Source organism: Paenibacillus sp. PDC88, from assembly GCF_900106725.1.
In the GTDB taxonomy this organism is placed as follows: domain Bacteria; phylum Bacillota; class Bacilli; order Paenibacillales; family Paenibacillaceae; genus Paenibacillus; species Paenibacillus shunpengii.
The window spans coordinates 1-23676 of sequence record NZ_FNNT01000005.1 but is presented as its reverse complement, the minus strand read 5'-3'; the positions used below and the strand labels follow the sequence as shown (position 1 = coordinate 23676).

Sequence of the window (23676 nt, the reverse complement as noted above, 5' to 3'; positions counted from 1 at the left end):
TTTAAACGTTACTATTATAGTAAGCTTAGCTATAGTTCATTCAGTATAGCGCAAAGATACAAAGAAAGTAGTGTGATCGCTTTGAACGACAATCAGAAGATTCCATATGTAGTCACTAGTAAGAGTTATACTGCTGTTGCAATTAATGCTGCTGCCAAAGCGGGAGAGTGGATTAAGAGCCGCGCTGGCTCCGCCTTTAAAACAACGACGAAATATTCAGCTCAGGATTTGGTGACCGAGGTGGATAAAGGAGCAGAACAGATGATTCGCAGACTGATCCTGACTCATTTCCCCGATCATGCAATTCTTGGCGAAGAAGGGGTTGAGCCGGGAGCTGAAGCATCGGCCAAGGCGCTTGAGGCTGCACGTGAGGAAGAATATTTGTGGATCGTAGACCCGGTTGACGGCACGACCAACTTCGTGCATGGCTTTCCGTTTTTCTCTGTATCCATTGCACTTGCCTATCGTGGGGAAGTTATCGTAGGTGTAATCTATGATCCTGTTCGAGATGAGCTCTTTGTAGCTGAGAAGGGGAAAGGTGCATATGTTCACGGAGATCGAATGAAGGTCTCTCGTGAAGAGAGCTTGGCAGACAGCTTGGTAGCAATTGGATTTCCTCCTGATCCCGAATTTGCGCTCCCTGCAAACATGAGTGTTGCTAAGGCGCTGGCACCCAAAGTTCGCAATTTGAGAGCAGGGGGCTCGGCTGCACTTCACCTTGCATATGTGGCAGCAGGCAGACTCAGCGCATACACCGAAATTGGACTCAATCCTTGGGATATCGCTGCAGGGGCCCTGCTGGTTCAAGAATCCGGGGGAACCGTGACGGATACGCAGGGCAATCCATATCATTTGGCGGTTCGGTATATTGCAGCAAGCAATGGCCAAATTCATGAAGAACTCATTCATACACTGACAGAAGAGAATGCAACCGGCGTAAACTGATGCCAGTTCTGCATAAGAAATTCCTCTGCGGTGGAATAATGTATGTAAAAAACTAAGGAGTGATGGATCGTGAAGGATTCACGTGAACTGGAACGCCAGCTTAGCGAAATGCTGACCGAAGGAGAACCTGAATTTGGAGACCGTAAGGAAAGAGAGCGGCAGAACATATCTCCGAAGCACGAAATCCGCATTCAAACACAGCTTGATCCGATTGTAGAAGAAACGAAGAAGTTCCGCAGCATGGCGAAGGAAGTAGATCATCGGTATGATGACTATATGAAGAAAGCCGGTTTATCCGAGTAATAACCGCTATTCATTAATTAATACTGCAGAGATGCCCCGATATAGGGGCATCTCTTTTTTCGTGTGAAGCTTTAAATAGTAGTATCTCCCTCTATACGCTTGGTGGTAAAATAAGGAACATGGCATGAGAGAGGGGATATTGTTACATATGATGAAGATCGCAGGCTTCAAGAGAAGAGCTAAGCAAGGCGTTGTCTCAATGTTTGCAGGGGTGCTCTTCTTGTGCGCAGGGCACACGGCGGTGGAAGCGCAGGAAGTGACTGGCACTGAGCCGTTTAAGATTGTGGCACTCGGGGACTCCATCACGGTAGGCTATGAACCGGGAATGGAGGATTACGCTACTGCTCCTTACGGCTACGTCGAGCGTTTACTTGAGCAGGGTCTATTGCATGAGCGGACCGTGGTAACAAACTACGGAATTGGCGGCTTAAAAAGCAGTGGATTGAAGCAGTTTACGGAAGCGATATTAAACGAGAAGTCCGTATCACCTGAGGATATACAGCCCGGACTTCCAGATGCTCGTGTGGCCTCTTATTTGGCAAGTATCGATCAGATTAATCAGGATGTGACTGAGGCAGATGTCATAACGATCACGATCGGCGGCAATGATGTATCGGAGCTGCTTATGACCGCAGACGGAATGAATGCTTCAGATTTGGATCGCAGAGTTGAGGAGCTGCTTGCAAAATATACATTAGAGGTTACGGCCGCTGTTCAGCAGCTTCACACCATGAATGGTGATGCTATGATCGTGCTGGCAGACCAGTATCAGCCGGTACCCAAGGTAGGGAATGCAGGTCTCTATGCTAAGCTTATGGAAGCAAGTGCTGCCTTTACCCGCACAGTGGATCTACTAGCTGCTGAACTCAGCACTCAGGGCGTCTCGATCAAGGTCGCACACATCGCCGAGGCGTTCGTCGGCGGCGAGGGGACGATGACCCACATGATCGGCAGCCGGGATTTTCATCCGAATCAGCTCGGTTATGAGGCAATTGCCAAAGTATTTGCAGAATCGATATGGGGGCAATACGTTAAATTAAAGGCGGCAGAGACCGGGGAGCCGATGAACATAATCGTCAGCGGGAAGCTGCTGGATACTCCGTATAAGCCGGTGCTGCGAAACAACCAGAATTATGTGGCCATTCAGGATATTGTAAGTGCCGTAGGCGCTAAATCACAGTGGATTCATGAAGCGAAGGCGACGATGATTACTTATAATGCGAATCGTGTGCAGATCCAGATTAATGAGCCGAACGTACTCGTAAATGATCAGCTGATCCCTGTAAAGAATGCTCCATTCCTCCATAAAGTAGGCAAGGAAGCGAAGACTTATGTACCTCTTGCCCTTATCGCTGAAGGGCTGGGTTATGATGTGCAGTACAATGCCAAGCTTAAGGCCGTCTTTATCAATCCGTAAAAATAAGGCTGATGACAGCTCTTCATACCTGTTCACAGTTGTAGCTGCTCTCTTCATGAGGGCAGCTTTTTTATATATTATTCTTAGTTGCACTTCCGTTTCGAAATATTCGTTTTAATGAATTAAAATTGATTGAATCAATTTCATAAATCATATTCGATTCACTGTACAATAATTATGAATTTGTAATATAATCAACAACAAAGACTTCTACAGATAAACACAGAAGAATTAATGATTTATATTTCTGTATCACAGATTTTGTTCCGATTTACCGGCGTACTGAGGTCAGGCTTCTATAAAAGGAGGCGTGCGAATGCATGAATAATTTGGAGCATGTTGTTAGTCGTGCTCGGGATTCTGGCAGCAGAAGGTCCGCACCTGTAATCAGACTCCGTGTCTTCCGAGAGGAGAAGGACAGTGTCAAACAATCGGCGATTGTCAGCTCCATGCTGGAGCTGGTGCACAATCATTATGCCGATGCTGATTTATCCCTGAATACGGTAGCAAGACATATGCTGTACATGAATCCGGATTATTTAGGTAAAATGTTCAAGAAGGATACAGGGCTTAATTTCTCTCAATATTTAAATCAATACCGGATACGACAAGCCTGCAGCTACATCCAGCAGGAAGATGAGGATGTCAGAATTTTTGAGTTGGCAGAATGGTTTGGATTTGGAGGAAATTCAGGTTACTTCAGCCAAGTATTCAAGAGATGGACAGGGATGACACCGTCTCATTACAAGAGAAGGGCAAGATGATGTTTTGTAAAAGGTAGGTAAGGAGGACGAACTCTTTGAGCACAAGCACATTGTCCCATTTCAAATTTGACTTTGGTCCCGGCAACACTGCAAACGGTTACATTGGAATCCAGCCTGACACGATTTACGATGAGGGACTTGGATACGGGTTTGAGCCAGTCGGCACAATTTATGGAAGAGACCGGGCGGAAGCACGACTCGCTCCGACCAATCAACAGAGCAAAGTGAACGGGGAAGGGTCTGGATCAGTTAGGAAGCGTTTGCAGGACAGCTTCTGCATTCCGCTGAACACCGTATTTCGCCTGGATGTCCCTGCGGGGAGCTACCGAATTCATATGCTCATCGGTGATGAATTGACCGAGACGAGAACGATCATAAAGGCAGGAGAAGGAAGGTTGATTCTCCCTGAGATACAAACGCCGCCAGGACAATGGATTGAGGAGAAATGCACTGTTCATGTAAGGGAGGGAGATTCATTACGACTCTCTTTCTCGGGAGCTGCGCCGCGGATTAATGCGATGGAGATTATGCCTGCCAATCAAACACTGACGGTATTTATTGCCGGAGATTCAACCGTATGCGACCAGCCTGCAGCAGGCTACCCGTACTCGGGCTGGGGACAAATGCTTCCTGCCTGCTTCAAGCATGACGTGGTAGTGGACAATCATGCGCATTCCGGGCGCAGCACGAAGAGCTTTATTGACGAGGGAAGACTTGCAGCAATCGAGAAACGCATTAAACCTGGGGATTATCTGTTCATTCAGTTCGGACACAATGATGAGAAATCGGATGCGCAGCGGGGGACACAGCCGTTTACAACTTATAAAGAGTACTTACACCAATACATAGATACGGCAAGGCGTCATGAGGCTCATCCGGTTCTTATTACACCCGTGCACCGAAGATATTTTAATGAGGATGGAAGCTTGATCGACACGCATGGTGACTACATTACAGCAGTTAAGGAGCTTGCCGCGGAGGAAGAGGTTCCAATGATCGACCTAGCCGCACGCAGCAGGGTGCTCTTTGAAGAAGCAGGCGTGGAAGCGAGCAAGCATGACTTTTTATGGGCGTTCCCGGGCGAATACATGAACCATCCGGCAGGAGTCGAGGACAATACGCATTTCTCTGTCCGCGGAGCCACCCGGCTGGCCAAAGAGGTGGCAGCTGCCATATCCGAGCTTCAATTGCAGCCGCTTCAAATGTATCTTCGGGGCCAAATCAATCGATAAGTGAGGGATTTAGCGCAATGAATCCAACAGAGGCAAAGGGATATGAACCGCTTGGACGCACTACGTGGATGATTCCTGACGGTTACATTCCGCCTGACAGCAGCGGCCGTCTTAAAAGTCATGAAAGCATCTGTGTTCTCAATACGGGCAGCGAGGATGCTCATTTGGTGATGACCATTTATTTCGAAGACAGGGAGCCGCTGGAGGGAGTCGAGACCGTCGTTCCTGCCAGAAGAACCCGCCATATTCGAACCGCGGGACTTGAAGTAGAGGGACAGAAGATCCCTACCGGTGTACCTTATGCAATTACAGTGCAGAGTAATATTCCGATCATTGTTCAATATAGCAGGCTGGATACAACACAGCCGGAGCTGGCACTGATGAGTGTAATGGCTTATCCGATCTAGATTCATATTAGAAAGAGGAATGACTCAAATTGGTCATTCCTCTTTCTAATATTCAGGCTTATCTAATATTCAGGCTTATTTGTAGGTAGTCGTATTTACCGGATGGACATTCACCTTTACTTCTCCCAGCTCGTAATTGTCAATCGGGTGCTCTTTATCCTTGGACACTTTCTTCCACAAGTCAAGATGCCTTCGATACAAATGCTCCTCCAAGCTGTAAATATCCATTTTCTTGGCCTTGGTCTGTTCAAATGTGTAACGTATTTTCTCCGCAATTCGGCGCTCGGTTTCCTTTTTCAGTTGAAGGTCCGAAGCGAGCTGCTCGTCCTCGAGAACCGTCGCCTCGGCATTTACGGAAATATTGAAGGTAACGGTATGGTTACCCTTTGATCTGGCAGAAATATTGGACTTCGCATCACGAACGAGCATTACATGTGAGCTCTTTATTTCAGGATCAAGGTCCAGAGGATACTGCTGCATTTTACGGTAGCTGACATACCTTGCGCCATCTGCTTCCTGTCCACTGACTTTTCCTGTATTTTTCTTCTTAGAAATCAGGTAAAGACCATTGAAATAGGTCATTCGTGGCTTCTTGTTACTCTCTTGATTCCAGGCCCCCGTATTTGTGGCGACCGAAGGAAGCAGGACGGTGGAAGCAGGCTCGCGGAAACCGTCCAGCAGAAAGTGAATACGAATCGGCTCGTATTCGGAGCTCTGACGATAAAGAGAAACAGGCTCAAACAATTCAATACTTTGCACCGATTGGTTTAGTAAGGACGAGGCGGTCAGCAGTGTCTTAATATCTTCGTTTGTACCATACATCCATGGTGTATATCGCAGTTCACCGGAGTGCAGGATGACATCAAGCGTCTCCTCCAGCTTCTCGTTCAATATATTTTCCGAGAGGACGATGGCCTTCACATGTGTCCACATGGTTCTCTGCTGTGAAGTGCGGTACAAATCATAAATTGCGAGCATCAGTGTCTTCCCTTTTCCTTCACCTACCCATATCGTTCCTTCATTAACTTGGTTGGGGCCTTCCTGTTTGGCTATATTGGCAAAATCTACAACCTGCGCATAGGCGATAAATTGCTTATCTCGGTAATCGACACCCAGCGTTGTAATAAAGTTGATGCTTTGAACTTCCTTCGTACTCCAGCATCCGCTAAGTGGAAGCATGAGAGAAAGGAGGAGGCATAGCAGCAGTATTCTCGCTCTCATGATTTGTTACCGTTACGTGTACTATCCTGAGTTTGCAGGGATTCAGGTCGTTTCTTGCGTCCAAAGCTTGGCTTCATGAGAACGGTTTGTATGGCATCCCCAAGCTTAAGAGGCGTGACGGGAGACAGGTAGCGAACGCCGTAGCTTTCAAGTGAGGCCAGATGAATAACAAGAATGAACGTTGCAATAAAGAAACCATACATTCCCAACAATGAAGCAAACGCAAGTATGAACAGCCGAATGAGTGATGTTACCGAACTAAGGACCGTGTTAACGAGCATATAGGAAGAGATAACGGAGATGGCGACAGCCACAATAATGGTTGGGGAAGTAACCCCTGCACGGATTGCTGCGTCACCAATGATCAGTCCTCCTACGACCGTAACCGTCTGCCCAAGCGCACGTGGAAGTCTCCTTCCTGCCTCGTTGAATAATTCGAACATTGCGATCATCATAAATGTTTCGAGCGGAACGGGGAACGGCAGTCCGACCCGTGTACCGGCAACCGTAGCCAGGAGCGGCAGCGGAATCTGTTCGAGATTAAAGGTCGTCAGACCAATATAGAAACCAGGGAAGAGAGAAGCAACCAGAAGACCGAAGCAACCAGAAGACCGAAGATTCGAAGCATCCTTTCTACAGCGACCATAAAAAAAGGCGTGCTGGCGTCTTCCGGCGAATGGATCTGGTTAAACAGTGTAGTCGGTGCGATATGCGCAACGGGGGATCCATCCATCATGACAGCGAAACGGCCATTAAGGAGAGATGTGACAATATAGTCGGGACGCTGCGTCATATCCGTGAGCGGCAGAATGGACGGAATGCTGCCCATAATGGTTCGTTCAATGATAGATGACCCAACGAGCCCATCTATATTAATCTGACTCAACCGCTCCCGAATGGTTTTTAAGATCTCTGGATTGATAATATCTTCTACATAGAACAGAGCAATCTTGGTATGTGAGCGCTCGCCGGTTACAAATTGCTCATAGCAAAAGGATTTGGTTCGCAGCCGCTTCCGAATTAATCCAACGTTGATTGCAAGCTCCTCGGTAAATCCATCCCGTGCCCCCTTCACCGCCGATTCAAGTGCAGATTCCTCCGGCATTCTGCCCGGCACACTGGCAATGTCCAGTGTGTATATTCGAGAATTCTGTTCACTTCCAGTCAAGATCAGAAGCTGTCCACTGAATACCGGTTCTTCAATTTGAACGGAATCAACAGGGAATTCAATTTCATTCAAGGTGAGAGCCAGCCTGGAAGAGAGATTGGAGCTATCAGTCAAGTCCACAGAGGTAAGCCGCGGCAATACAATTTCGTTAATCGTTTTCTGATCCGTCAATCCGTCGCAATACACCAGCGTGATGGGCGTGGACATATTTGTAAAATGGTGCACGACTACGTCGGCACAGTTCTGAAACAAGTTGTTCAGCATTTCATAATTAAGGTGAGCTTCTTCCTCGTGAGGTTGCACCGTTCCCCCTCCTTTTTTTCTTAAGCTTCCCGATTGGAATGGCCATCAGAGCAATAGCAATTAAAAAGCTGAAGTAAGCAAAATTTACCGGGAATATCAAAGTGATGAGCAGGTTTTGAAAGACAGTGTCATTCATAGGGTAGATCAAGCTTGCACTTATCAGAATCCCCCAGATAATGAAGATTAAGTTACGTTTCTTCTTAATGTCCCAAACCACAACGGCAATATACATGGCTAGACTAATTCGGGTGAAGGCTCCAGCAAGCCATTGATAAATAGAGAAAAAGTCCGTCTGGGTGATATATTTCCCAAGTGAGGCAATCCTCCATTCCTCGAATGCAGGATATCGCATGTGTTCTGCCTCATACGGACCGAACTCCATTATAGCTCCGGTCAGTGGGCCGAATGTCAGGCCGATCATAATAAACATGAGCAGAAGCAGCTGCCAAAGCTTGATTTTCTTCGAGAGATAGGGCTGGATGAATAGAATTAGCGCAATTTCAACCCAACCGGACATACAGTAGAATATACCTCTGAACAACGGAGTGTATCCGTGCTCGAATAAGGGCAGAAGTCGATTATAGTCTTTGTACTGCACGTTAACGGTAGCAACGTAGAAGCCAAAGATGACGACCAGAGGCAGCAAAATACCAGAAGCGAAGGCCAAAGTGCGCATCCCCAAGCAGGCTGTTAATACAGAGAGGATGGCCAGAATCAAACCAATCACAAACATGGGGGACTCTATCAAGTACGATGATTTTGCCCACATGGCCGTGTCATAGAAGGTAAAATAACTGACCTGTAGGAAATAAATCGAACTGACCAGCTTGAACAGGAACCCGCCTGCCTTGCCCAAATTACTTGATAGCCATTCAGCCAGCGTATTTTCTTTCAGTTGCTTGGATATGAGAAATACCACCAAGGTAAACAGGATGATGGGAAGGGAAGAGATCACTACAGACAACCAGGAATCCCGACCTGCGACTTGGAGCAGAACCGGAATAATAAACACATGATTGCTTAAGCCCACAGACAGCATGATCAGCATCGCCGCTTGCAAAAAGGAAGGTTTCACTGGATTCATTAAACAGCCTCTTTCTTGTTTAGATACGCTCACCTTTGAAAATATATCGAGAGACTTATTTAATTGTGCGCAGCTGTATAAATTTTCATTCACAAAGAAAATATGGCGTAACGATGTAAAGAAGCTGCGGCTTCCAGGGGGATTGTCCCTCCTGAAAGCCGCAGCTTCTAATCATTATTATATAGTTTAGGCTTCTGCCATTACTTTAAAGGATTGCTCGGCCGCTTCAATGGTGGCATCAATATCTGCCTCTGTATGCGCGGTGGTTAGAAACCATGCTTCATACTTGGAAGGTGCCAGATGGACACCGCGGTTCAGCATATGGCGGAAGAATGCCGCAAACGCTTCTCCATCCGTATCCTGTGCCTCTTCATAATTCGTGACCGGATGATTGCAGAAATGGGTAGAGAACGAGCCGCGAATCCGGTTAATGGTCAGCGGAATACCGTTTCGATCAGCAGCAGCTTTAATCCCATCTGTCAATTTAATCGTCAAGCGTTCCATTTCCTCGTACACACCAGTCTGACTGAGCACCTCAAGACAAGCAATTCCTGCGGAGATCGAAGCTGGATTACCAGCCATGGTTCCGGCCTGATAGGCGGGACCCAGCGGAGCAACCTGCTCCATAATCTCCTTCGATCCCCCATAAGCTCCGATAGGGAGTCCTCCTCCGATGATTTTCCCGAGGGCAGTCAGGTCCGGTTTGATCAGATCATGGTTATCCAGCCCTGCATAGGTTTGCGTCGAACCGTAGTGGAATCGGAATGCGGTAATGACCTCATCGTAAATAACAAGCGAGCCATGCTCATGCGCAAGCTTAACCAGTCCTTCGAGAAATCCGGGCTTTGGCATTACCATACCGAAATTGCCGACAATCGGCTCAACCATGACGGCCGCAACATCATGGCCCCATGTCTTAAGTGCTTCTTCCAGACCGCCAAGATCATTGTAAGGTACAGTAATGACCTCCTGAGCAATGCTTGCAGGAATACCCGCACTGTCCGGTATTCCGAGTGTCGCAGGACCAGAGCCTGCGGCAACGAGTACCAGATCCGAGTGACCATGATAGTTACCGGCAAACTTGATGATTTTGTTTCGCTTCGTATAGGCACGGGCTACCCGGATTGTCGTCATGACTGCCTCCGTACCGGAGTTGACGAAGCGCACTTTATCCATGGAGGGGATGGCTTCCTTCAGCATTTTGGCTAGCTTGACCTCAAGTGTAGTCGGTGTACCGTATAATGTTCCATTCACTGCTGCATCCGTAATGGCTTTCGTAATATGCGGATGGGCATGTCCCGTAATTATTGGACCATAGGCTGCCAAGTAGTCTATGTAGCGGTTGTCATCCACGTCATAGAAGTAAGCTCCTTCTCCACGCTTCATAAATACAGGTGCACCGCCTCCAACGGCCTTAAAAGAACGTGAAGGACTGTTGACGCCTCCAACAATATGCTCAAGAGCCTCAGCGTAATGATGCTCCGATTGCGTACGATTCATTTGTATCATCCTTTCTGCATTCTATATTGTAAAGTTAAGTCTCCAGGCGGACAACTCAAAAGGGCAGCTTTCGCTGCCCTTACTTGTTCTTATCTATTATAGTATATCACTTCGTGAATGGTTATGGCAGGGAGACAGCAGGATTGAAAATAACTTCTGGCAAGCTGCCTACTGACTGTCGCCGCTGGCTGATTTGTCGATGGTCGTTGGATCATTAACCTTTTCCGTTTCTGTTGGGTTAACAATCTCTTGAACATAGGTTCTTAATTCCTCTTCATTTCTTACGCTAAGAACAGCAGCGCCGCCGATTTTCTCTTCAACAAGCAGGCTCATTGGCGGTATCTGCTCACTGCCCTGAAAATTGCTCTGATATCCAAGAGAGGCCAGCTTCCACATGTCATTTAAGGTGAGATTCGTATCGATATATGGATTCACCTCATTCAAAATGGTTGGCAGCTTGGCTATTGACGTTGTTGTCTGCATTTTATCCGCAATGGCACCGATCAGCTCACGCTGCCGTTCGGTTCTTGAGAAATCCGACATGGCATCATGCCGGAATCGGACATACATTAATGCCTTTTCACCATCCAGATGCTGCAGCCCTTGCTTAAGGTCAATATCATATTCATGATGATCTGCCTTGCTGACATAGTGCATATCTTTTTCAACCTCAAATTCAATGCCGCCGATCGCATCGACCAGTGCGATAAAGCCTTGGAAGTCCGTATAGACGTAATACTGAACAGGTATGCCGAGCAGATCACTGGCTGCCTGCATCGCTACATTAGGACCATGGGTAATCGCAGTATTGATGCGATCGCTGCCGTATCCGGGAATTTCGGTGTATGTATCACGAAGGAGAGAGAACAGTGAAATCTTCTTGGTAACCGGGTTGAGGGAGGCGACCATCATCGTATCTGATCTTGGTATTTCACCTTCGGCCATGCCTCTGGCGTCAACGCCCATGAGCAGAATGTTCACAGGTTCTTTACCTTCCCATTTTGGTGGCTCGGGTGTTCTCTCCTGGTCTACCTTCTCGACGTTATAGAAAGGGGACTCCTCACCTTCCTTCTGCAAATCTTGAAGTTCATTTACAACCGAAGTAAAATAATAAGCTGCAGGCAGTAAGACAGCAAGGATCACAACGGTAACAACGGTCCACAGAATTCGTTTGGTCTTCTTGGTCATCTGGAGCTCTTCCTTTCACAGTCACATGAGTTATATAAAGGTCAAGAAGGCGTTGATTTACAATAATATACATATGATATCTTGTACATTATAAGTTCTTTTAAGGATACAAATCAATTCTGGATGGCTGTGCACATGAAGGCAACATAATAGAAGAAGGGATTGCTGCAACATGGAACTAACTATTGGCGCAAATGCGCCTGATTTTGTGCTTGAAGGAAGCGGAGGACAGAAGGTTCGGTTGTCTGACTATCGCGGTAAACGCGTTGTACTCTACTTTTATCCCAAGGATATGACGGCCTCCTGTACGGATGAAGCATGCCAGTTTCGAGATGCTCACGAATCGTTCAGCACACTGAATACTGTGATCTTAGGAGTAAGTACGGATCCAGCAAGCCGGCACGATAAATTTATTGCCAAGTATGAACTTCCATTTACACTGTTGTCAGACGAGGACCATCAGGTGTCTGAATTATACGGTGTCTGGCAGCTCAAAAAGCTGTACGGCAAAGAGTATATGGGTATCGTTCGCTCCACCTTTTTAATTAATGAAGAAGGGATATTAGTGAAAGAGTGGCGTAAGGTTAAAGTGAAGGGCCATATTGATGATGCGCTTGCGTTTATTCAGAACAATATGGAGAAGTAGTCTCGATCCAAGAAGTCGAGTATATCTGCCGGTCCAATTAAGGATCGGCTTTTTTTATAGGAAATAACCCTAAATGCCCTTTATGAATCCGACTTCATACAAAAATATGAATCTAGCAATTTGCAATTGTATAGTCTTTTTTAGCCGCCCGTTTCATAAGATAGCATTGTGAATCTCAAAATCTACTTATTGAATATAAAAGATGGGGGCAATGAGGATGAAAGCGAAAATGAATATCGTAGCAGGTATGATTGTCTTGGTTATATTGGCAATAACAGCGTACATCGTTCCTTCCCAAATCATTAGCTCGGCCAATTCCTCTGCGGAAAAAGAAAGCAGATTAGATAACAGCTCTGTAATCGCTGAAGATAGAGAAGTGAAATATTCGCCACAGGCAGAAATCACTCAAATAGCTTATGCAGCTCCCCGTAACCTCAACCATTCGAAGCCAAAAGAGACAGCTGTTCAGGCAGCAAATAAGCAGGAAGCAAGTGCAGTAAAAGAAGCTAATCGTCGTCTGAATGAAGTATCCGCAGAAACAAAGGAGAAGTCTGATCCTCAACCCAGTCCAAAGACCGTTTACTTAACCTTTGATGACGGTCCGGGCAAGCACACTGCTGAAGTACTCGATATATTGGAGAGTTACAAGGTGCCTGCTACTTTTTTTGTACTTGGAAAATATGTAGAGACGTATCCTGAACTGATCTATCGAATGCATGAAGAAGGGCATGCCATCGGCAATCATACGTATAATCACAATTATGATGAACTTTATGATAATTTCCCTGATTTTTGGTCACAGATTAAAGAAACAGAAGAAGCAATTCGACATATTACCGGCAGTAGACCGCAGCTGGTTCGCGCACCTGGAGGAACGTTTGGTCATTTCGACGAGACCTATTTTGAACTGATGAAACAGGCAGGTTATTCCGTTGTGGATTGGAATGTGGACAGCGGTGATTCGAAGCGCAGCGGAGTCCCGGCAGCAGAAATCACTCAGCAGGCAACAGAGGTCAGCTCAGATAAAGACCTGGTTATTCTGCTGCATGATGGAGGAAATCATGGCGAGACCGTTAAAGCCTTGCCGGACATTATTGAATACTATCAGAAACACAAGTACCAGTTTGCCGTGCTCGATCCTGCGGAGAAGCCGGTTCAGTTCCGTGTGAAAAATGACGAATCCACGAAGAAGAAGTTTCAGCCGAGCAGCAAATGGATAAATAATGTTATCGCTCCTAACGCTGAACTATTCGAGGAGGGACCTGCGCTTGTCATTGAGGCAGGTAAACAGGTGGCAGAGCTCAAGTTCGGCGAATACCGATTAGAGAATGGACAGTATATCGTTCCTCTCAGAGAGGTGATCGAGAAATTCGGAGGCTCAGTGAAGTGGAATACAACTGAGCGCAGTGCTGAAACGGTGTTCGGAAATAGAGCAATTACGGTAAGAGCGGACGAGCAGATGGTCACTGTTTCAGAACACGGATATACAGCAGAGACCGATATTTATATGGAAAACGGAGTGTTGTGGCTTCCATTAAGATCCTTACTGAATGCTGCCCATTTCGAGGTGAAATCCCTGGTCCGTGGAACAGGAGAAATTGTCGTCTACGCTAAGTAAACAGTAGGAAATTCCAATTTTATGCATACAAATCCGGCAAACCGTTGATAAGACTTGGAATTCATGCGTTGTCAAAAAATGCTTGACTTCAAGCTCTGATTTTAATATGTTTATATCACGGTTTAGCTGATCATCATATCAGTTAAGCAGGAACGTGATTAAAGGGGAGTAGCTGTACAGCAAAGTCGTCAGTTCGGGAATAGTCCCCGGCTTTGTTGGCAACCATTCGTTGTTAGCGAGACCTTTACCACAGACTGTGGTAGAGGTCTCTTTTTTGTGAGACCTTTGCCGGCCGGTGAAGGTTTTTTTAATTTATTTTATTACTAGGAGGATGTTACATGGAGCTGTTTTTAGAGTATGCATGGGTACTGCTTGTGCTCGTTGCTCTAGAGGGATTACTTGCGGCAGATAATGCCCTGGTTCTCGCAATCATGGTTAAGCACCTGCCTGAGGATCAGCGTAAGAAGGCGTTGTTCTACGGTTTGCTTGGTGCATTCGTATTTCGTTTGGGGTCACTGTTTATTATCTCGTTCCTGGTGGATGTATGGCAGGTACAGGCTATTGGTGCGCTTTACCTCTTATACATTTCCATAAATCATGTGGTCAAACACTTTGTTGGCAAGAGGCAGACAGAGGATGCGAAGCCTAAGCCGGAGAAGCAGAAGAAGCAGTCTGGTTTCTGGATGACGGTACTCAAAGTGGAAGTAGCCGATATCGCTTTTGCGGTTGACTCCATTCTTGCAGCGGTAGCTCTTGCTGTTGCCCTGCCTCCAAGTGGAATACCTGCAATCGGCGGTTTGGATGGCGGACAGTTCATCGTTATCTTCTTAGGCGGATTCATCGGGCTTGTTATCATGCGTTTCGCAGCGACCTTCTTTGTTAAATTGCTGCAGCAACGTCCAGGTCTTGAGCTTGCGGCCTTCGTTATCGTAGGCTGGGTAGGTGTTAAGCTGGCAGTAATTACACTGGCTCACCCTGATGTAGCTCTGATTGATGAACACTTCCCACATAATGCAGCATGGAAAGCAAGCTTCTATATTGTGCTTGTGCTGATCGCTGTTGTTGGATGGTTCGCTTCTTCGAAGAAAGAAGTTCCTGCTGAGGATGTGGCAACGAAGGAAGTCGAGGAAGTACAGCCTGGTAAAGATACATCGAATTAATTTTATAGAGCACTAACTGAGGATGAGATCCGGAGTTCAATATGAACTCCGGGTCTTTTTTTGTACCTATAAGCACTTTAGCTGTACTAGTGTCTATATCAATTGTGGATTGGAAATAATAGAAGTAAACCAAGTGAAAATTAACATAGAACCAGCGCCAAATAAGGAGGGATAGCGATTATGGAATTCTCAAAATCTAGCGATTATGCTGCCAGTTTGCTTGAAAGATTGGTGCAGCGAGTCGAGACAGTGATGGTTGGAAAGACACAGGAAATTCGTTTAATCCTGATCGCGATGTTATCGGGAGGTCATATTTTGCTGGAAGATGTTCCGGGGACAGGCAAGACCAAGCTCATCAAGACGATTGCCTCATGTCTCGGCGCAAGCTTCGGGAGAATACAATTCACTTCAGATGTGATGCCTTCGGATGTGACAGGCACGTCCGTGTTTAAGCCGATCACAGGAGACTTTGAATATAGATCTGGCCCCATTATGGCGAATATTGTGCTCGGCGATGAGATTAACCGGGCTGCCCCAAGAACCCAATCGGCCCTGCTTGAAGCCATGGAAGAGAGAAGTGTAACGGTGGACGGCTCCACTTATGCATTGCCTAAACCCTTTTTGCTGATGGCTACACAGAATCCTTTACAATTTGAGGGTACGTTTCGTCTGCCAGAGGCACAGCTGGACCGCTTCATGATGAGGCTGAGCTTGGGTTACCCCACAGTCCATGAGGAAGTGGAAATGATGAACCGGCAGGGTGGATTCGGCGACGAATTCATCAGACCAGTTATGCTGGCAGAAGAGCTTGTCAAAATGCAAAGAGAAGCATCGGCTGTTTTTGTGGATCCCGTGATCAAGGAATATATCGCCGGATTTGCAGCTAACTCGAGAATACATCCAGAGCTCGTACTTGGTATTAGTCCAAGAGGAAGTATTGCTTGGATGTGTGCTGCTCAAGCAGCGGCTTACATGAACGGCCGAATGTACGTCATTCCTGATGATGTCAAGGAAGTGGCTATTCCCGTACTGTCTCACCGTATTCGGAGTCGTGCAGATTTATCTCATCCTTATAATTCAGAATCCATTATTCGATCTTTGCTTCAGGAAATGCCTGTCCCTGTTCAGCCTGCACGGGCAAGAGGGTGATGGAAGATGTGGAGGACATATCTTAACTGGCTGTTCATGGCGTTGCTGTTAGCTGGTTTGTCACTTGCTTACCTAATCCAAGGTGGAGGTACGTTGCTGTTTCTCTTGATTTGCTGTGCAGCCATAGCGGGTTATGGATTACTGATTCTATGGGCAAAGCCCCGTAATATACGGATCGTTCGGACTTTAGAAGCGGACAGAGTAGCAGCTGGAAATATAGTGAATATGCATGTTCGCTTTGAGGCAGATATACCCATATTACTGCGCTGGCTTAGGATTGAAGAGTCCGCAGCTTATTCTCAGCTTGAACACAAGCAGTTCATTTTTACGGCACGATCACGTTCTTATCAATATGAATATACCATTCGTGCAGTCCATAGGGGAGTATATGAATTTGACTCCTGCAAGGTGGTATGGGGAGATGTGTTCGGATGGTTTACAGGCAGCTGCCGGGTTGAGGCACCTTGTACATTGATTGTTCATCCATCGCTCCAGGCAGGCCCAGGTCATATAAGTACTGATTTCACCAGATCCTGGGAAGGAGAGGTTTCAAGATCACGCTATCATCCGACCTCATTAGGGACTGAAGTCAGAGAGTATGTGGAGGGTGATCCGATGCGCTATATCCATTGGAAGAGCTCGGCTCGCAGCGGGAAGCTGCAGGTACGTATTCCGGAGGAACAGAGATGCGGGCAGGTTTATCTCCTGCTGGATAACAATATCCATGCCTATATGTCTAAACGGGCAGATGGCGGCAGTCAGTTTTCATGGGATGCCTATGAGGCGGCAGTTTCTACCTGTGCGAAGCTCCTCCGCTCTTCATATGAAGAGGGAATAGATGCTCATCTGAATGTTTTTCATTTGGATACGGTTGAGGGTGAAGGCGGAGGCGAGAATAATTCTGTGCTGAAATGGACTGTTTTACCTGATGCTGCTGCCGGAGAAGGGAAGGGTTACGAACAGTTGGATTATCTGGCCGGTCTTGAACCGACAGGGACCTGGACAGATCAAAGTAGGAAATTCGAGATTCAAGAGACGGGAAGCAGGATCTATGCGCCCTCTTTTTACGGCAATCTTGTTCCAGGCTCCCAAGTCTATATAATTACTGGCTTGTCAACGGAATTGAATAAAGCAATTTGTCAGCATTACAGCATGCAGCATATACAAGTTATTTTATGTGAAACGTCCGGAAACGGCCCGGATCAGATGAATTCAAGTGAAAGTGCCGTGTAATCGGAACTAAGGGAGGAGGAATGACAAGATGTACGATCGTAACCGTCTTGAGCAAAAAGAAGTCGGTTCGGCAGTGACGGCAGCGCAAGCAGCAGCCTTTCATGAACCATGGTATTTTCGCGCAGTGGCTTCTATCGCATTATTTATTATGTTCCTGGAATGGCTCAGACCCGGAGGGATAAGCGGAGATTTATGGAGCCCCTCCTCCATTAGTTTGATGGTAATGACTTTTCTCTTGCTGCTGATTGGCACATGGAATATGTCACTCGGCAAGTCCCTTATGATCCGGTGTGTCCTTTCATTCGCAGGCTTGTGGTGGATGGTGAAGGAGGTTTCAGGTGCAGATTGGATGCTTCACTATCCGTTGATCCTAAGGCAGGATATATTCATTTGGTTAAATCGCGATGGCTTCTGGCTCATCAGTGATCAGACCAAGACAATCTTGGTTGCGCTGGGCTGGTCCTTGTTCGTAAGTGCTGTACAAATACTGGTCATCCAATTAAGGACCGTCCTATTATTCGGTGTGATAACGTCCTTGTATATCTTTGGTGTTGAATTGGTAAATGGAGAAAATACGACAGGTGCAATGATTCGAATTATCAGCTGCTTTTTATTCTTGCAGACACTTATGCAGCTTCCGAAGCTTAACAGTATGAGCTTCTCGGTTCGTGGAAAAGACAAGCATCGCTATCTGTTGTGGATAGGCATTGCTATGGGATCTGTGCTCCTAGCCGGTGGTGCGGCTGCTGTGTCTTCGGTTCTTCCTGCCAAGTCCCCAGATCTAAATGCTCTGGCTAATACGAGGGACCGCCTCATCAACTGGGCGGAAGGACTGCAATCATCTCCATCTGAAGCCGCCTTGGCGAGGACCGGGTATGACAATGGAGGAAGTGAAATGGGAGCCCCCCTCGTTGCCAACAATGAAGTGTTTTTTACGGCATATAGTCCGGTGGCAACTTACTGGAGAGGCCAGTCCCGTTCAATTTATGATGGACGAAGCTGGAAGAGTGAATACAATGATGCCGAATCTAAGCATTACATAAGTACCTCAGGTCGGATCCGGGAGGATGAGATCGAAGAAAATCCGTATTTTCGCCTTATTCAACAAACTGTTGAGCTGCAGACACCAGCCCAGGGCGGCGCAGACATTTTTACAGGTGGAGTGCCTGTTCGTTTGACTCTTCATCCATCAGAGAATGTCGATGCACCACAGAATGAGAAAGGGATCACTGGACAAAATAAAGGCAACCAGCAGTTTCCGTATATAGTAAGCGATTATGTCTCAGGGAATTTAAGGTTTGATGATATGTATTCAAGCGGCTATAAGTCTGTGACCAGCTACAGTGCTGATGTCTTGATTCCCGTCGACGATCTAAGCAGCCTGTCCACAGTAACGGGCAGTGATCCGGCAGAGATCAAGCGCATGAATTTGCAGCTCCCTGAGGCTCTTCCAGTCAGGGTTAGAGAACTCGCTGCCAATATAACGGATGGATCAACGAATAGATACGATGCTGTAACTAAGGTTGCATCCTATTTGAGATCGAACTACTCGTACAGTCTAGATACCCGAGTGCCTCCGTCAGGCAAGGATTTTGTAGATGACTTCTTGTTCATCACGAAAAAGGGTTATTGCAATCATTTCTCCACTGCCATGGTTGTGCTGCTTCGCAGTCAAGGAATTCCAGCGAGATATGTACAGGGATTTGGCCCTGGCGAACGTAGTGATCCAGAGTCCAATGAATATACGGTGACTCATGGTGATGCTCATGCATGGGCTGAGGTGTACTTTCCGGGAGTAGGGTGGATTCCTTTTGAGGCGACACCGGGATATAGCACAGAAGAGCTTGTGGCTGCGGGAGCTGCCGAGACTGACGAAACTGTACCATCAGAACAACACAATGTAATCAGCATGGTGGTGCAAAAAATCGCCAGCTCACTAAAGAGCGGACTAACATTAATCATGCAGCCATTGACACTGTCTGTGGCAGCTGCCTGCGCACTTCTGCTTGCAGCAGCGGTGCAGGCGGGGCGAAGCTACAGCCCCGCTATAAGGATGCGGCTGATGCTGAGCTGGCCGCACAGCCCTGCCTTTCCAGACCGTGAGCGCCTACTGCGTGTGGGGGCTCCGGTCTGGGAACGGATCGCGCAGAAATATGGTGTGCGCGAGCAGGGCGTGACGCTGCGTGAGTACACTGCAGCCCTGCCTTTAAGCGGTACTCCCGTACATGATGACGTGCGACAGTTCGCTGCTGATTGGGAGAAGCTGGTTTATGCATCAGTGCCGTTCTCCCGGTCATCGAGCGTAGCGTTTCTGAATCGGTGTCTGCGGATTTCGAGGTCACTTAAATGAGTAAATTATTTACGATATAAACAGTTTGTACCATGACATTCTGATTTACATTATTTCTTAATGATGAAGAGGACGAGCTATCCTTGACGTTAGGTTTTGTCGTTCAGTATAATTAATCTCATTAATTGAGGGAGGCTCGGTAATGATAAAGCCAAATGAAATTGTTGTCGTTCTTGATTTCGGGGGACAATATAACCAACTAATTGCGAGAAGAATTCGTGATCTCGGAGTATACAGCGAACTGCTTCCATATAACACGCCTGTTGAGAAGATTCGTGAAATTGCACCTAAGGGGATTGTTTTCTCCGGTGGACCGTCCAGTGTTTATGCAGAAAATGCACCACATGTAGATCCAGCTATCTATGACCTGGGTTTGCCAATCTTCGGTATTTGTTACGGTATGCAGCTCATGGCGCATCAGCTTGAAGGTAAAGTAGAGCGTGCGCATAAGCGTGAGTACGGCAAAGCGGACGTGTTGTTCAATGAAGGCTCTCATCTTGCCAAAGGACTTGAGGCGAACCAAACGGTATGGATGAGTCATGGGGACCATGTGGTTACACTGCCTTCCGGCTTCCGTCTTGACGCAGGTACGGAAAGTGCGCCAATCGCGGCGATGAGCCATCCAGAGCGTAACTTGTTCGCGGTTCAGTTCCACCCAGAGGTACGTCATTCTTTGAACGGTAACGATATGATTCGTAACTTCCTGTATGAAGTGTGCGGCTGTGAAGGCAACTGGAGCATGGAGACCTTCATCGAGGATAAGATTCGTGACATTCGTGAAACGGTTGGTGACAAGAAGGTACTGTGTGCACTAAGCGGCGGTGTTGATTCTTCAGTGGTTGCGATCCTGCTCCATAAAGCGATCGGCGATCAGTTGACTTGTATGTTTATCGACCACGGCTTGCTGCGTAAAGGTGAAGCTGAGAGTGTTATGGAGACCTTTGTCGGCAAATTCGATATGAAGGTTGTTAAGATTGATGCTCGCGAGCGGTTTATGTCCAAGCTTAAAGGCGTTGACGATCCTGAGAAAAAACGCAAAATCATCGGTAACGAATTCATCTACGTATTTGATGAAGAGTCCAGCAAGTTCGACGATTTCGATTTCCTGGCACAAGGTACGCTGTATACCGATATTGTCGAGAGTGGTACAGCTACGGCACAAACCATTAAATCTCACCATAACGTAGGCGGACTGCCTGAAGATATGAGATTTAAACTGATCGAGCCGCTTAACGCTCTGTTCAAGGATGAGGTGCGTATCGTAGGATCTGAGTGCGGATTGCCGGATGAGATTGTTCATCGTCAGCCTTTCCCTGGTCCAGGTCTCGCAATTCGTGTGCTGGGTGAAGTAACAGAAGAGAAGCTGAAGATCGTTCGTGATTCGGATTACATTCTGCGTGAGGAAATTGCCAAAGCAGGCCTTGATCGTGAGATTTGGCAGTATTTCACGGCCCTTCCGAATATGAAGAGTGTTGGTGTAATGGGTGATGCGCGTACGTATTCCTACACTGTAGGTATTCGTGCAGTAACGTCCATCGACGGTATGACTGCAGACTGGGCACGTATCCCTTGGGATGTGCTTGAGAAAATCTCTGTCCGCATCGTCAACGAAGTCGATAACGTAAACCGTATCGTTTATGATGTGACGAGCAAGCCGCCAGCAACCATTGAATGGGAATAGGATTACTTGGTAGGATTAATCCACCTTGTATTGATGCGAAGAGTCTTCGACATAATGTCGGAGGCTTTTCTTTTTTTAGGAAAATTGTGTTAGAAAAAATGTGAAAATAGATGTCAACATTTTTCTGTGAATTTTCATGAATATGAAATTACCGAACATTGCTAACGATTAAAGTTTGTATTATTCGTATTTTTATATTGACAATTTTACATATCCCTCCTAGAATGAGACAAGGAAAACCAATAAACACATGCTTTTTCGTATAATCTCGGGGATTTGGCCCGGGAGTTTCTACGAGATCACCATAATGATCTGGCTACGAAAAGAAGAGAAGTGCAATTCGGAGCAAAAGGTACTGACACTGTCCATATTGACCGGAATAAAGTGTAAGCTGCTTTTTGGTTGCTTTTGCGTCTCTTTTTAGCGTAAGCCCATGAAGATCAATCATCTTTGCGGGCTTTTTGTCGTTTTAAGGTAACCGACTTATCTCTAAGGAGGAATATTCGGATTATGGAGCGGTTCTTTAAATTAAGGGAACACGGGACAAATGTCAGAACAGAAGTAATTGCAGGTTTAACCACGTTTATGACCATGGCTTATATTTTGGTGGTCAACAACGTATTCCTTGGACCAGACGGAGCAGGGATGCCGGCTAACGGTGTATTTTTTGCCACAGCAGTGGGTGCAGGTCTTATAACCATATTGATGGGGCTTGTAGTCAACGTTCCGATTGCGCTCGCTCCAGGGATGGGTCTTAATGCATATTTTATGACGGTCGTACTTAGCTCGGGTGGCGCTATTACTTGGCAGGCTGCGCTCGGTGCGGTATTTATTTCAGGTTTGATCTTTATCTTGCTTACGGTAACGAAAGTTCGTCAGATGCTGCTAGTAGCTGTACCTGAGAGCATTAAGATGGCTATAACCGTTGGTATTGGTTTGTTCGTCGCTGTGATCGGTCTGAAAATGGCTAATATTGTAGTAGCAAATGTTAATCCGGGAACTGACATTGCTGGCCCTGTGCCAGGTGGCAGCTTTAACCTTGCTTTTGGTAACTTGACACATGCAGACGTTATTTTGACGCTGATTGGACTCTTAATTATTGCAGTACTCATGGTAATCAAAGTAAAAGGTGCGATGCTTATCGGTATCGTTGCAACCACGCTGATCGGTATTCCGATGGGTGTAACCGATGTAAGTGGATTGTCATCTGCAAGCTGGCTTCCTAGCTTTGACGATTTGACATTTGGTCAGCTGGATTTGGGAGCAGCACTCCAGGTTGGACTCTTTGAAATTATCTTTGTATTTACCTTTGTGGAATTGTTCGATACCTTCGGTACTTTGGTTGGAACAACGACACGTATGGGACTGTTTAAGAATAAAGAAAAAGGTGAGAAAATTGTCGGCAAAGCAATGCTCGTTGATGCTGTCGGCGTAAGTGCTGGTGCGGTTATTGGTACAAGTACAATCACTTCTTATGTAGAGAGCTCTTCTGGTGTAGAAGCAGGCGGACGTACTGGGCTAACAGCTGTAACAACAGGGATTATGTTCCTGCTCGCCTTGTTCATTGCTCCTCTGGCTCTTATCGTTCCTTCAGCTGCGACATCTCCTGCGCTTATTATTGTAGGGGTTCTGATGATGAGTCAAGTTCGCAACATTGATTGGGATGATTTCCTTTACGCATTCCCAGCTTTCTTGACAATCGTTATGATGCCGCTGACGAATAGTATTGCTAACGGTATATCTCTTGGTATTATTTCTTATGTAGTACTTGCAGCCTTCTCTAACATTGCAACAAGCCGCAAAGTGAAGATCCATTGGTTGATGTGGGTGCTGTTTATCATTGTATTGATTAGATACATTTTTATTGGTGCAGAATAACACATATATATAGAAGATATAGTAGAGTGCTATATTACGAATGCGAAACCCTGTTCATGATGAACGGGGTTTTCTTTGTTTGTTGCCTTGCTATCAATAGCGACTGATCTGAGAGAGAACGATATGAGTGCCGGTCCATTTATATAGCCGGTCCATTTATATAGATAGAAACTAAATGAAGAACTAATTTTTTTTTAAAAGTGTTGCATAATTTTTATGTGCATGGTATATTCTAATTCCGGCCAAGAAATAAGCCGTTCCAAACAAGAACGTGGCAAGTAAGCTTCGATCAGAAGTTAAAAAAACTTTTAAAAAAAGCTTGCATTTCGAAACTGGACATGATATGATATAAAAGTTGCTGACGACGAGAGTTGAAACGCAACGAAGTTGATCTTTGAAAACTGAACAACGAGTGAGCAGAATTTTGCA

At 46.3% G+C, this 23676-nt stretch carries 20 protein-coding genes and 1 riboswitch; of the genes, 14 read left to right on the top strand and 6 right to left on the bottom strand.

Translation table 11 applies throughout. The features are described from left to right. Positions 1 to 81 precede the first annotated feature (81 nt). The 6 genes from BLW49_RS16040 to BLW49_RS16015 all read left to right on the top strand — a co-directional run bounded on the left by BLW49_RS16040 (position 82) and on the right by BLW49_RS16015 (position 5068). Complete coding sequence (locus tag BLW49_RS16040; RefSeq protein ID WP_083656136.1) at positions 82 to 945, top strand: inositol monophosphatase family protein; 864 nt, start codon at positions 82 to 84, stop codon at positions 943 to 945. Between the two features lie 69 nt (positions 946 to 1014). Further along, positions 1015 to 1248 carry a hypothetical protein gene (locus BLW49_RS16035; RefSeq protein WP_177178758.1) on the top strand — a complete coding sequence of 78 codons (234 nt, stop codon included), beginning with the start codon at positions 1015 to 1017 and terminating at the stop codon, positions 1246 to 1248. 148 nt (positions 1249 to 1396) lie between these two features. After that, positions 1397 to 2665 carry an SGNH/GDSL hydrolase family protein gene (locus BLW49_RS16030; RefSeq protein WP_177178757.1) on the top strand — a complete coding sequence of 423 codons (1269 nt, stop codon included), beginning with the start codon at positions 1397 to 1399 and terminating at the stop codon, positions 2663 to 2665. A gap of 320 nt (positions 2666 to 2985) precedes the next feature. After that, positions 2986 to 3429, top strand: coding sequence for a helix-turn-helix domain-containing protein (locus tag BLW49_RS16025; RefSeq protein WP_076314633.1), 444 nt, complete (start codon positions 2986 to 2988; stop codon positions 3427 to 3429). A 35-nt stretch (positions 3430 to 3464) separates the two neighbouring features. Then, on the top strand, positions 3465 to 4661 hold the full coding sequence (locus BLW49_RS29240; protein WP_256209782.1) for a rhamnogalacturonan acetylesterase: 1197 nt from the start codon (positions 3465 to 3467) through the stop codon (positions 4659 to 4661). A gap of 17 nt (positions 4662 to 4678) precedes the next feature. Next, positions 4679 to 5068 (top strand): sensory rhodopsin transducer, encoded by a 390-nt coding sequence (locus BLW49_RS16015; protein ID WP_090725555.1) that lies wholly within the window; start codon positions 4679 to 4681, stop codon positions 5066 to 5068. A gap of 75 nt (positions 5069 to 5143) precedes the next feature. Here BLW49_RS16015 and BLW49_RS16010 read toward each other — a convergent pair whose 3' ends face one another. The 6 genes from BLW49_RS16010 to BLW49_RS15990 all read right to left on the bottom strand — a co-directional run bounded on the left by BLW49_RS16010 (position 5144) and on the right by BLW49_RS15990 (position 11532). Then, positions 5144 to 6289 (bottom strand): Ger(x)C family spore germination protein, encoded by a 1146-nt coding sequence (locus tag BLW49_RS16010; protein WP_090725553.1) that lies wholly within the window; start codon positions 6287 to 6289, stop codon positions 5144 to 5146. Continuing rightward, a complete protein-coding gene (locus BLW49_RS29235) occupies positions 6286 to 6849 on the bottom strand; it encodes a spore germination protein (protein ID WP_256209812.1) in 564 nt (187 codons plus the stop codon). Before BLW49_RS29235 ends, BLW49_RS16010 begins: the two co-directional genes overlap by 4 nt. Then, positions 6840 to 7760, bottom strand: coding sequence for a spore germination protein (locus BLW49_RS29230; protein WP_256209781.1), 921 nt, complete (start codon positions 7758 to 7760; stop codon positions 6840 to 6842). Before BLW49_RS29230 ends, BLW49_RS29235 begins: the two co-directional genes overlap by 10 nt. Then, positions 7729 to 8844 carry a GerAB/ArcD/ProY family transporter gene (locus tag BLW49_RS16000; RefSeq protein WP_090725552.1) on the bottom strand — a complete coding sequence of 372 codons (1116 nt, stop codon included), beginning with the start codon at positions 8842 to 8844 and terminating at the stop codon, positions 7729 to 7731. The genes BLW49_RS29230 and BLW49_RS16000 overlap by 32 nt, the downstream gene beginning before the upstream one ends. A gap of 186 nt (positions 8845 to 9030) precedes the next feature. Continuing rightward, a complete protein-coding gene (locus tag BLW49_RS15995; protein ID WP_090725550.1) occupies positions 9031 to 10344 on the bottom strand; it encodes a glutamate-1-semialdehyde 2,1-aminomutase in 1314 nt (437 codons plus the stop codon). 168 nt (positions 10345 to 10512) lie between these two features. Further along, complete coding sequence (locus BLW49_RS15990) at positions 10513 to 11532, bottom strand: LCP family protein (protein ID WP_090725548.1); 1020 nt, start codon at positions 11530 to 11532, stop codon at positions 10513 to 10515. Between the two features lie 172 nt (positions 11533 to 11704). On the opposite strand from BLW49_RS15990, the gene bcp reads away from it, so the two are divergent. The 8 genes from bcp to BLW49_RS15950 all read left to right on the top strand — a co-directional run bounded on the left by bcp (position 11705) and on the right by BLW49_RS15950 (position 23247). Next, positions 11705 to 12178, top strand: a complete 474-nt coding sequence (bcp, locus tag BLW49_RS15985; RefSeq protein ID WP_090725547.1) for a thioredoxin-dependent thiol peroxidase — start codon at positions 11705 to 11707, stop codon at positions 12176 to 12178. Positions 12179 to 12395: 217 nt separating this feature from the next. Next, the gene (locus tag BLW49_RS15980) at positions 12396 to 13796 is read left to right on the top strand and encodes a polysaccharide deacetylase family protein (RefSeq protein WP_256209780.1); all 1401 of its coding nucleotides are present in this window, start codon (positions 12396 to 12398) and stop codon (positions 13794 to 13796) included. 338 nt (positions 13797 to 14134) lie between these two features. Continuing rightward, the gene (locus tag BLW49_RS15975) at positions 14135 to 14956 is read left to right on the top strand and encodes a TerC family protein (RefSeq protein ID WP_076314625.1); all 822 of its coding nucleotides are present in this window, start codon (positions 14135 to 14137) and stop codon (positions 14954 to 14956) included. A 180-nt stretch (positions 14957 to 15136) separates the two neighbouring features. Then, positions 15137 to 16105 (top strand): AAA family ATPase, encoded by a 969-nt coding sequence (locus BLW49_RS15970; RefSeq protein WP_090725545.1) that lies wholly within the window; start codon positions 15137 to 15139, stop codon positions 16103 to 16105. A gap of 6 nt (positions 16106 to 16111) precedes the next feature. Next, positions 16112 to 17338 (top strand): DUF58 domain-containing protein, encoded by a 1227-nt coding sequence (locus BLW49_RS15965; RefSeq protein WP_090725544.1) that lies wholly within the window; start codon positions 16112 to 16114, stop codon positions 17336 to 17338. A 28-nt stretch (positions 17339 to 17366) separates the two neighbouring features. Continuing rightward, positions 17367 to 19688: a transglutaminase-like domain-containing protein gene (locus BLW49_RS15960; RefSeq protein WP_090725542.1), complete on the top strand. Its 2322-nt coding sequence runs from the start codon at positions 17367 to 17369 to the stop codon at positions 19686 to 19688. Positions 19689 to 19830: 142 nt separating this feature from the next. Continuing rightward, positions 19831 to 21369 carry a glutamine-hydrolyzing GMP synthase gene (guaA, locus tag BLW49_RS15955; RefSeq protein WP_076314621.1) on the top strand — a complete coding sequence of 513 codons (1539 nt, stop codon included), beginning with the start codon at positions 19831 to 19833 and terminating at the stop codon, positions 21367 to 21369. 238 nt (positions 21370 to 21607) lie between these two features. Next, a riboswitch (purine riboswitch) is annotated at positions 21608 to 21708 on the top strand. A gap of 171 nt (positions 21709 to 21879) precedes the next feature. Then, positions 21880 to 23247 carry an NCS2 family permease gene (locus tag BLW49_RS15950; RefSeq protein WP_076314620.1) on the top strand — a complete coding sequence of 456 codons (1368 nt, stop codon included), beginning with the start codon at positions 21880 to 21882 and terminating at the stop codon, positions 23245 to 23247. The last annotated feature ends 429 nt before the right edge of the window (positions 23248 to 23676 follow it).